This is a genomic window from Parvibaculum sp. (assembly GCF_035511255.1).
Lineage (GTDB): Bacteria > Pseudomonadota > Alphaproteobacteria > Parvibaculales > Parvibaculaceae > Parvibaculum.
Genome location: NZ_DATKFR010000496.1, coordinates 1 through 1,938 on the forward strand (window position 1 = coordinate 1; position 1,938 = coordinate 1,938).

The 1,938-nt window shown below is 65.1% G+C and carries 3 protein-coding genes; 1 reads left to right on the forward strand and 2 read right to left on the reverse strand.

The genetic code is table 11. The features are described 5' to 3' along the window. Together VMR03_RS18410 and VMR03_RS18415 are read right to left on the reverse strand one after the other, a co-directional pair. A partial coding sequence (locus VMR03_RS18410) for an FAD-dependent oxidoreductase (RefSeq protein ID WP_325407837.1) occupies positions 1–635 on the reverse strand: 635 nt, incomplete at its 3' end. Positions 636–739: 104 nt separating this feature from the next. Continuing rightward, a complete protein-coding gene (locus tag VMR03_RS18415; protein WP_414693206.1) occupies positions 740–1,096 on the reverse strand; it encodes a winged helix-turn-helix transcriptional regulator in 357 nt (118 codons plus the stop codon). A 150-nt stretch (positions 1,097–1,246) separates the two neighbouring features. On the opposite strand from VMR03_RS18415, the gene VMR03_RS18420 reads away from it, so the two are divergent. After that, positions 1,247–1,938: NAD(P)-dependent alcohol dehydrogenase (locus VMR03_RS18420; RefSeq protein ID WP_325407841.1), on the forward strand; the 692-nt coding region annotated here is incomplete at its 3' end.

Here is a 1,938-nt window from a genome sequence, read left to right on the forward strand (position 1 = left end):
CGCGTGAAGACATGCGCATCGCCGCTGCCGTCGCTCTCGCAATAAAGCCCGCCGACAATGCCGCCCTTCTGCAGCGCGGGCGCAAGCGCCGGCTCGACCTCGACGCATTCGGCGGCGGTGAGCACGCGCTGTTCGAGCCCGGCGCGCCGCATGACTTCGGCTTCCTTCTTTGCCCCTTCAAGCGAATGGGCGGCATGGAAAATCTGCAGGATGCCGTCGCGCCGCTCATCGAAAAGAATGGGATCGCCCGCGCTCGCGAATGTCGCCGTGATTTCCTCCATCCGCACCCGCGTCAGCAGGGCGAGCGCGAGATTGGGCAGCACGCGTTCGGCGCGCGCCGAAGCACGGCACCGCATCAGAAAGCGCAGCAGCCAGATCCATTGCTCGGGATCGGGCTTCAGCCGCAACCTGAACGGCGCATCTGCGCGGCCCATCCAGCGCAGCGCCTGTCCCGGCACTTCGGGGCCGGCCCAGGGCGCGACTTCGCCCGCGCCGAGTTGCCCGCCATTGGCGAAGCTCGTTTCGAGGCCCGCACCTTCACGCCGCTCGATGAGCGTCACCTGATGGCCGCGTTCGGCAAATTCATAGGCTGTGGTGACGCCGATAATGCCGGCGCCGATGACGACAATCTTCAAGGCTGAACCTCCGGGGTTCCGCATTCTACCCTCGGCGCGAGCGGGTGTCCCTGTTCGAATCTCCGCTCCGGCGAGATCATGGCGACGCGAACTGGACGGGACGATTATTTTACGCCCGCCGGTTCGACCGGCCTTTCAGCTCCGTCGCGTATGCGCAGAATCTCGGCCCAGTCGAGAAGCGCCATGAAGACCGGCCCCAACTGCTTGCCGATATCCGTCAGCCGATACTCCACCTTGGGCGGCACCTCCGGATAGACGGCGCGGGAGATCACCCCGTCGCTCTCGAGGCCGCGAAGCTGCTGGATCAATACCTTCTGCGACACATCGGGGATTGCGCGCTGAAGGTCCGAGAAGCGCATCGTCTCCTCGCCGTAGAGATGCGCGAGGATCATCATTTTCCAGCGCCCGTCGATAATCCTGATGGCTTCCTGCACATCCGCCGCACAGCGGCTGCGCCGCAACACGGCATCGTCAGAGCGTGTGTTCGACAACTCGGGTTACCTTTCGGTGCGTATCAGACCGTTTGGTCCGTTCTTGCCGATCATATTGCATATCTCTACTCATGCGAACGGGACGCGCTCACTGAACATCCTGGGAAGGGACCTCGCACCATGAAGGCTTATCGCTTCGACAGTTTCGACAGCCTCGACGATCTGAAAATGCGCGAGGAGACCGACCCGCGGCCGCAGCGCGGTGAAGTGCTGGTCCGCGTGCGCGCCGTCTCCCTCAATTTCCGCGACATCGCCATTCTGCGCGGACGCTATCCACGCAAGGCCCTGCCGGGTTTCATTCCCGTCAGCGATGCCGCCGGCGAGGTCGTGGAAATCGGCGAGGGCGTGAAATCCTTCAAGGTCGGAGACCGTGTGATCGGCGCGTTTCATCCGCGCTGGTTCGGCGGCGAGGCGCCCTCGACCGTCCTCAGCGACAGCTATGGAGCGGAAAACGACGGCTGGCTCTGCGAGTTGAAGGCGGTCAGCCAGGAAGCCGTGGTCCGGATGCCCGACGGCTTGTCCTACGAGGAAGGCTCCACACTGCCCTGTGCCGGCCTCACCGCCTGGACCGCGCTGGCGGGGCCCGTGCCCATCCGCGCCGGCCATACGGTTCTCGTGCAGGGGAGCGGCGGCGTTTCGATCTTTGCTCTGCAACTCGCCCGCGCGGTCGGCGCCACCGTGATCGCCACGACGTCCAGCGCGCGGAAGGCCGAGCAGCTCAGGGCATTGGGTGCGGCCGAAATCGTGAACTACGCCGAAGACTCGCAATGGGGCAAGAGCGTGCGCGCACTCACCGGCGGCCGGGGCGTCGA